We start from the raw sequence: 9,524 nt of genomic DNA on the forward strand, positions 1-9,524 counted from the left end.
GAATTTGTTGGGCGCAAAGATTTCCAGGTCAAGCTCAGGGGTTACCGGATTGAACTCGGGGAAATAGAAGCAGCACTGGTACAACACTCTCAAGTCAAAGAAGCAGTAGTGATTGCCCGAGAAGATAGTCCTGGGGATAAGCGCTTGGTGGCCTATGTAGTCCCCACCGAATCTCAACCTGTGATTAGTCAGCTGCGCTCTTTGCTGAAAACCCAACTCCCCGACTACATGATTCCTGCAGCTTTTGTGGTTTTGGAATCCCTACCGTTAACCCCCAACGGCAAGGTGAACCGACGGGCATTACCAGCACCCGAAGTAGACCCGACAGCATTAGCTTCTTTTGTAGCACCCCAGACTCCATCCCAAGAATTGCTAGCGGATATCTATGGTTCTGTCTTAGGAATCAAACATCTAGGCATCCACGACAACTTCTTCGAGCTGGGTGGACATTCCCTGCTAGCGACTCAAGTCATTTCCAGGTTGCGAGAAACCTTCTCGGTAGAAATCCCCCTACGCAGTATCTTTGAAGCTCCTACCGTAGCCCAACTTACCGAGCATATCAACAGGATTCGCAACACCCAAGAGCAAATACCGATCGCCCCAGCGATTATTGGGGTATCTCGCCAGCAAAAGTTGCCCTTAAGTTTTGCCCAACAGAGATTGTGGTTCCTCGACCAACTATTTGAAGGGGATTCGTCGGCCTACAATATGCTGGCCGTGTTGCAGCTAACTGGGGAACTAGACATAGATGCCCTATCTGGAGCCCTCACAGAAATCATTAATCGTCACGAAGTGCTGCGAACTAGGTTTGAGTCCGTCGGTGCCATGCCAGTCCAAGTGATCGAGGCTGAGTGTCAACTGAGTTTGCCGGTGATCGACTTACGGGAATTATCACCACCGCAGCAATCCCAGCAAGTGCAACAGTTGGCCAAAGCTGAAGGGAAGCAACTGTTTGATTTAGAACAAACCCCTTTAGTACGGGCAAGTGTGTTGCAACTGTCCGAGCAGAAGCATATTCTGCTGTTGAACGTGCATCATATCGCCTTTGATGGCTGGTCGAGGGGAATTTTCCTCAAGGAACTGTCGGTGATCTATACAGCTTTAAGTTCGGGTCAACCGTCCCCCTTAGCCGAATTACCGATTCAATATGCCGACTATGCCGCCTGGCAGAGGCAGTGGTTGCTTGGGGAAGTACTAGAAACCCAGCTCAACTACTGGAAACAGCAGTTATCAGGAGAGCTACCGGTTTTAGAACTGCCCCTAGATTATCCCCGTCCCCCAGTCCAACGTTACACCGGTGGGAAAACATCCCTGAAACTCTCTGAACAACTGACTTCATCCCTCAAGCAGTTAAGTCAACTTGAAGGGGTGACCTTGTACATGACCTTGCTGGCCGCCTTCAAGGTGTTACTATCGCGATATTCGGGACAATCAGATATTATTGTGGGCACTCCCATTGCCAACCGCCGCCACTCCCAACTAGAAGGTCTAATTGGCTTTTTTGTCAATACCTTAGTGTTGCGGACCGAGTTGGGGGGGAATCCCAGCTTTGAGGAATTATTAGGACGAGTGCGGGAAGTGACTTTGGGAGCTTATGGTCACCAAGAGATGCCCTTTGAGAAGCTGGTCGAAGAGTTACAGCCTCAGCGAGATCTCAGCCGTAATCCCATATTTCAGGTCTGGTTCGATATGGTTAACGTGCCCAGGAATCCTTTGGAACTCCCAGGTATAACCGTAGAAAACCGGTTGTTCTCAGAACCTCAGTCCAAGTTTGACTTAACGGTTTATGTGCGAGAAGTTTCTGAAGCTATCCAACTAAAATTAGTGTACAACGCTGAGCTGTTTGCCCAAGAGCGAATAGCTCAGATGGTGGAGCAATTGCAGTATTTGCTAATGCAGGTAGTGGACAACCCGGAGGCAAAGATTGCAAATTTGTCTTTAGTAACTCCAGCAGCTCAAAGGTTACTGCCAGATCCTAAAGCAGCCCTGCTAGAACCTTACTACGAACCAGTAACAGTAACATTTAATGCTTGGGCACAACAGACACCAGAACAGCCAGCAATCAGCCAGGGGTCTCGCAGTTGGACATACAAGCAGTTAGCAGAAACGGCCCAGGCAATTGCCCAAAGGATACGAACAGAAGGGGTCAAACCAGGAGAAGTAGTGGCGGTATCGGGCGATCGCAGCTTTGGACTTATCGCCAGTATGATGGGTATTCTCAGCAGTGGTGCTGTGATGCTAGTGATCGAGCCAAAACTCCCCTCATCCCGACAACAGCTGATGCTAGAGCAAACCCAGGCAAGATACTTGTTCTACGTTAGCGAGCAACCCTTAAAAACCGAACAGATGTGGCAAGGGGTCTCCTGCATCCACATAGACCCTGACACAGGCTACTTAAAAACCTCAGACGAAGCAACGGTTGAAACCTTGACCTTAGAGACAATTTCTCCAGAGGATGCCGCATACATATTCTTTACCTCAGGTACTACGGGAGTGCCCAAGGGGGTATTGGGGACACACAAAGGATTAGCTCACTTTCTACAGTGGCAGCGAGAAACCTTTGCCATCGGACCAGATAACTGTGTAGCTCAATTGATAAGTCTGTCCTTCGATCCAGTACTGCGTGATATATTTCTGCCGTTAACCAGCGGAGCAACCCTGTGTTTGCCCACACAGACAGATGATTTGGTATCTCATCGGCTTTTCTCCTGGTTGGAAACACAGAGGATTTCTGTAGTTCACACCGTACCAGCTTTGGCACGAATGTGGCTAGGAAACGTGCCACCAGGAATTGAGTTGAAGTCTTTACGTTGGCTCTTCTTTGCAGGAGAACCATTAACAGCCCAACTGGTAAACCAGTGGCGCTCAGCATTTCCTGATTCAGGTAAAATAGTTAATCTCTATGGTCCAACAGAGACAACTATGGCCAAGTGCTACTATCAGGTGCCGGAAAATCCTCTACCAGGGGTACAGCCAGTTGGAATTGCTCAGCCTCAGACACAAGTGCTGATTTTATCGCAGAACCAGCAACTATGCGGAATAGGAGAAACAGGAGAGATAGTGCTGCGTACTCCCTTCCGCACAAAGGGTTATATTAATGCCTCCACAGAAAACCAACGGCGGTTCATCCAGAATCCATATCGGGAAGATCCCTCTGATCAGTGGTACTTGACAGGAGATTTAGGAAGATATCGTGCTGATGGCACTGTGGAAATTATCGGTCGCAAGGATGAGCAAGTAAAAATCCGAGGTTTACGCATTGAACTAGGAGAAATAGAAGCAACCCTAGCTAAACACCCAGACCTGCGGGAAGTAGCAGTGATTGCCCGAGAAGATAGTCCTGGGGATAAACGGCTGGTGGCCTATGTAGTCCCCACCGAATCTCAACCTGTGATTAGTCAGCTGCGCTCTTTGCTGAAAACCCAACTCCCCGACTACATGATTCCTGGGGTTTTTGTGGTTTTGGAGTCCCTACCGTTAACCCCCAACGGCAAGGTGAACCGACGGGCATTACCAGCACCCGAAGTAGACCCGACAGCATTAGCTTCTTTTGTCCCACCCCAGACTCCATCCCAAGAATTGCTAGCGGATATCTATGGTTCTGTCTTAGGAATCAAACAGGTAGGAATCCACGACAACTTCTTCGAGCTGGGTGGACATTCCCTGCTAGCGACTCAAGTCATTTCCAGGTTGCGAGAAACCTTTGGGCTAGAAATCCCCCTACGCAGTATCTTTGAAGCTCCCACCGTAGCCGAACTAGAAGGACAAATCAATCGAATTCGCAACACCCAAGAGCAACTCCCCATCGCCCCAGCAATTACGACCGTATCTCGCCAACAAGAGTTGCCTTTAAGTTTTGCCCAACAGAGATTGTGGTTCCTGCACGAACTATTTGAAGGGGATTCGTCGGCCTACAATATGCTGGCGGTGTTGCAGCTGACTGGCCAACTCAACATCGATGCCCTATCTGGAGCCCTCACAGAAATCATCAATCGTCACCAAGTGCTGCGGACTCGGTTTGAGTCCGTCGGTACCATGCAATTCCAAGTGATCGAGGCTGAGTATCAACTGAGATTGCCGGTGATCGACTTACGGGAATTATCACCACCCCAGCAATCCCAGCAAGTGCAACAGTTGGCCAAAGCTGAAGGGAAGCAACCGTTTGATTTAGAACAATCACCTTTAGTACGGGCAAGGGTTTTGCAACTGTCGGAGCAGAAGCATATTCTGCTGTTGAATGTGCATCATATCGCCTTTGATGGCTGGTCGAGGGGAATTTTCCTCCAGGAACTGTCGGTGATCTATACAGCGTTAAGTTCGGGTCAACCGTCACCTTTAGCCGAATTACCGATTCAATATGCCGACTATGCCGCCTGGCAGAGGCAGTGGTTACAAGGGGAAGTATTAGAAACCCAGCTCAACTACTGGAAACAGCAGTTATCAGGAGAGCTACCGGTTTTAGAACTGCCCCTAGATTATCCCCGTCCTCCGGTCCCAAGTTACACCGGTGGGAAAAAATCCCTGAAACTCTCTGAAAAACTGACTTCATCCCTCAAGCAGTTAAGTCAACAGCAAGGGGTGACCTTGTACATGACCTTGCTAGCAGCCTTCAAGGTCTTACTATCGCGCTATTCGGGACACTCAGATATTATTGTGGGCACTCCCATTGCCAACCGCCACCGTACAGAACTAGAAGGTCTAATTGGCTTTTTTGTCAATACCTTAGTGTTGCGGACCGAGTTGGGGGGTAATCCCAGTTTTCGGGAATTATTAGGACGAGTGCGGGAAGTGAGTTTGGGAGCTTATGGTCACCAAGAGATGCCCTTTGAGAAGCTGGTCGAAGAGTTACAGCCTCAGCGAGATCTCAGCCGTAACCCCTTATTTCAGGTGATGTTTGCTTTACAAAACGTCCCTAAAGGAAGATGGGAGTTGCCACAACTGGCTGTAACGCCACTAAAGGTTGAGAACTTAACATCTAAGTTCGATCTGAGTGTGATTCTCTCGGAGACAGAAACTCGACTTGAGGGGAGGTGGGAATATAACGCGGATTTGTTTGAGGGTGCGACTATAGAAAGGATGATAGGCAACTTCAAGACTTTGTTAGAAGCAATTGTGACTCATCCGGAGCAGAAGGTGGGTGAATTACCTTTGTTAACCTCAAGGGAACGCCATCAATTGTTGGTGGAGTGGAATGATACTAAAGCAGAGTATCCCCAGGATAAGTGCATTCATCAGTTATTTGAAGAGCAAGTGGAGCGAACTCCCGATGGAGTGGCAGTGGTTTTTGAACAGGAACAGATAACCTATGGGGAGTTAAACGCCAAAGCCAATCAACTGGCCCATTACCTGCAAAGTTTGGGAGTAGGACCAGAAGTGCTGGTAGGGATTTGCGTCGAGCGCTCTATTGAGATGATAATCGGACTTTTGGGGATTCTCAAAGCGGGCGGTGCTTATGTGCCATTAGACCCAATGTATCCTTCCGAGCGCATCGCTTATATATTGTCGTCTTCAAAAATAAAACTGTTGGTGACTCAGGAAAATTTATTGGTATCGTTGCCGAATTTTTCGGCGCAAGCGGTCTGCTTAGATATAGATTCACAGAGAATTGCTCAATGCAGCACTTGCAATTCGGTCCGCATTTTTCAACCCGATAATTTAGCCTATGTCATTTACACCTCTGGTTCGACTGGACAACCCAAAGGTGTAGAAATCTGCCACAAATCTCTGGTTAACTTTCTTTCTTCGATGGAAGTTGCGCCGGGGTTAAGCCATGTCGATTCTATCTTGGCAATCACCACCATCTGTTTTGATATTGCCGCCCTAGAGATTTATTTACCACTCGCAGTGGGAGCGAAAATACTGATGGTAACTCGTGAAGTAGTTACCGACGGAGAGAGGCTTTTGTCAAAATTGGAAAATTCTGGTGCTACAGCGATGCAAGCAACCCCAGCCACTTGGCGAATGCTACTGGCTGCTGGTTGGCAGGGTAGCCCGCAGTTAAAAATTATCTGCGGTGGCGAAGCCTTACCCCAAGAACTTGCCAAATGCTTGCTACAAAAAGGTGCTTCTCTTTGGAACTTATACGGTCCTACAGAAACTACAGTTTGGTCAATGACTTGCCAGGTGAATAGCTCCCAGCAGAGTAGTTTCTATGCGGATGTTTCCGAGTCGATTGGAACTCCTATAGCTAACACCCAAATTTATCTTCTCGACTGCCATCTCCAACCTGTCCCCATTGGCGTACCTGGAGAACTGCATATCGGCGGTGCGGGGTTAGCTAGAGGATATCTCAACCGCCCCGAATTAACCGAGGCAAAGTTTATTCCCAACCCCTTTAGCAACAAACCGGGTTCTCGCCTCTACAAAACTGGAGATCTGGCACGCTATCTGCCCGATGGGAACATCGAATTTATTGGACGCATCGACAACCAGGTGAAAATCAGGGGTTACCGGATTGAACTGGGGGAAATAGAAGCGGTCCTGGCACAACACTCTCAAGTCAAGGAAGCAGTAGTGATTGCCCGAGAAGATAGTCCTGGGGATAAACGGCTGGTGGCCTATGTAGTCCCCACCGAATCTCAAGCTGTGATTAGTCAGCTGCGCTCTTTGCTGAAAACCCAACTCCCCGACTACATGATTCCTGCAGCTTTTGTGGTTTTGGAGTCTCTACCGTTAACCCCCAACGGCAAGGTGAACCGACGGGCATTACCAGCACCGGATGTTTCTACTCAAGAAGCAGGAGCAATAGAACCTCGCAACATCACAGAACTGCAACTGGTACAAATTTGGTCAGAGGTTCTCAATATCCCTGCCGTGGGAGTTCAAGACAACTTTTTTGACTTAGGCGGTCATTCCCTGTTAGCCGTGCGCCTGATGGCTTGCATCGAACAGCAGTTCGGAACTAATCTGGCCTTGTCAACCCTGTTTACCGAACCTACCATCGAAGCCCAAGTCAGTTTACTAAGTGCTGCTACCAATACTCAACTTTTTTCACCCTTAGTCCCAATTCGGCCAACCGGTTCTCTACCACCATTTTTCTGTATTCATGAAATCGCAGGCCATGTTTTAGGTTACGCAGCTTTAGCTCGCCAGTTAGGTGTGGAACAACCTTTCTATGGTCTGCAAGCTGTAGGGCTAAATGGAGAAAAGAAGCCCTTAACTCGCATCTGTGACATGGCTACTGCTTATATTAAAGAAATACAGACCGTTCAACCCCAAGGGCCATACCAACTAGGCGGTTGGTCTTTCGGTGGGATCGTTGCTTTTGAGATAGCCCAACAGCTACAAGCTTTAGGACATGACATAGCACTGTTAGCATTGATAGACAGCCCTAATCCTACCATTCTCAACCAGCCCCAACCAGATCAGGCTATGCTGGTAAATTCTTTTGCCAGAATTCTCAGTCGTCGTTTTGACAAAAAACTGGCCGTGTCAGCGGATGAACTACAGCAACTGGGGTTGGACGAGCAATTAAACTATATCTTTAAGGAGGCAAAAAGACTTCAGATCTTGCCTCCAGAAATTGGGCTAGAGCAGATACGCCAGCTATTTGCAGTTTTCCAAGCCAACAGCCAAGCTAAACATAGTTATGTACCGCAGCCTTACTCAGGCCAGCTCACCCTATTCTCTGCTGAGGAAAAATCGGAACAATTAGCCGAACAACAAATCCAAGCTTGGAGTTCTCTAGCTACAGGTGGCATCAAGATCCACAAACTTCCTGGCGACCATTTCTCGATTATCCGCAGTGAAGCCTTAGCCCAAGAGTTACGTCTCTATCTTGGACTTTGAGGAACCCCATTGAAAAAGTCCCCTGAAAACCAGGGGACTTACTCCTACATGTTTCATTACTAAAAAACTCAGCCAAATATTCCACAGCGCTAACGTTAAAGCTGTGGCTATAGCCGCACCTACTGCACCAAACAGAGGAATCGCGATCGCATTTAACACGATATTCAAAACAGCAGCACAACCAAAAACCTTTACAGATTTTTTTTGATGCCCCGTCATCACCATCAAGTAGCCGACAGAACCGCACCAAGCGCTTACCAAATTGCCCAAAACCAAAATTTTAAGTTGCCAACTTGCTGCCATAAAATCCGAGCCAAATATTCCTAAAACGGGTTGACTGAAGACCATTAGAAATAAGGAAATAGCCACCGAAGGCCAGAAAATCCACATAGCAACTGTGGAAACCACCTTTTGCAGACCCTCCAGATCGCCTTTAGCGTACAGGGTCGTGAAACTGGGAGCGGCTACCATATTAATAATTGTCAGCACAAAAGAGACCCATTTAGCCGTTTTCACTGCTGCAGCGTACATCCCTGCTTGCTCAGGCCCCAATATCGAACCGACCATGATTTTGTCAGTTTGACTGATAATCATGAAAAAACTAAATTGTAATAACAAAATGAAACCTACACCCAACCACTCTCGAATGGCATAGACTGGTTGGCTGGCTTCAAATTCTTTCTTTAATTTGGGCAATAACAATCCCAACTGCAAGAAAATTGTCACTAGGAAGGCAATCTCAGCGATTTCTAGAGCTGAAATTCCTGTGAGGTAGTGACTTTTCTCGAAGACTACAAATCCACCACACAGTAGCAACACGGGCCAAATTATTCTTGATGGCGCATATGCTAAAGTAACATCCTTGGCAGCCCTAGCAGTTTCCAATTGCAAATTTACCAGCGATCGCAGTGGTACTAGACCAATACCAATTAATAAAGGAGTGGCATAAGTAAAGTGGTGGTAATAATTCAGTAGTAAAATTACACCTGCAGCTAGTAAGCTAACCAAGATACTAGCCAAAACGGTAATCAACCAGCTACTGCGCACAACACCCCATAACAGCCCCCATTCTTCTTTAACCCGGTACTCAGAGACAAAGCGCAAAACTGTACGAGGTAAACCGAATCCTCCGGGAATAGCTAAGAGGATAGACCAGGAAATGACGTATTCATAAATGCCATAGTCAGTTTTGCCCATCCATCGGGCAAGGAATACCTGCACCAAATAAGTGACAGCAATACCTGCAAATTGTATGACCAGAGCTATTCCTGCTTCTTTAGCCAGAACGCTTAAATTCAGATTTTCCTCGGTAGGAGAGGGGACAGTTTGAGTCATTAATTTTTAGTAAATAAAGGTATAAATGTTGAATCTAGTAGACTATAATTCTGTCCCTGACGGCCTGACAAAAGGGGTTAAAATTGTGCATTTCAACTCTATATTCTATATTATTTCAATCAAATATACAAGATATATTCCAGTAACATTTTGCCTTCCTAAAACCCATTGAAATCCGTTTTATTTTATATGCTTAAAAATATCCTCATAAGCGCTCTAGCAATTGCACGATTTCCTCAGGTAAGGGAATTTTAGTTCTAGTCATTGTATCAATACAAACGTGCTTGGTAATTGCCTTAGCCAGTAACTGTTGCGATGACGAAGCTTTAACAACCTGATAAGCAATTTCAAACTTACTTTCATTCAACTGCTAATTCATGTGATGCCTGAGCAGTTGAATA

General features: G+C 47.0%; 3 protein-coding genes. 1 reads left to right on the forward strand and 2 read right to left on the reverse strand.

The genetic code is table 11. The features are described 5' to 3' along the window. A partial coding sequence (locus F6K37_RS23745) for a non-ribosomal peptide synthetase (protein ID WP_287252526.1) occupies window positions 1–7,788 on the forward strand: 7,788 nt, incomplete at its 5' end. On the opposite strand, the gene F6K37_RS23750 is transcribed toward F6K37_RS23745, so the two are convergent. Next, window positions 7,765–9,123 (reverse strand): lipopolysaccharide biosynthesis protein, encoded by a 1,359-nt coding sequence (locus F6K37_RS23750; RefSeq protein WP_287252528.1) that lies wholly within the window; start codon window positions 9,121–9,123, stop codon window positions 7,765–7,767. The two genes, F6K37_RS23745 and F6K37_RS23750, sit on opposite strands and share 24 nt — an antisense overlap. Before the next feature lie 205 nt (window positions 9,124–9,328). Continuing rightward, window positions 9,329–9,490: an acyl-CoA thioesterase gene (locus F6K37_RS23755; protein WP_287252530.1), complete on the reverse strand. Its 162-nt coding sequence runs from the start codon at window positions 9,488–9,490 to the stop codon at window positions 9,329–9,331. Between the last annotated feature and the right edge of the window lie 34 nt (window positions 9,491–9,524).

Origin of the sequence: Moorena sp. SIO4E2 (assembly GCF_010671945.1) — a bacterium.
GTDB classification, from domain to species: Bacteria; Cyanobacteriota; Cyanobacteriia; order Cyanobacteriales; family Coleofasciculaceae; genus Moorena; species Moorena producens.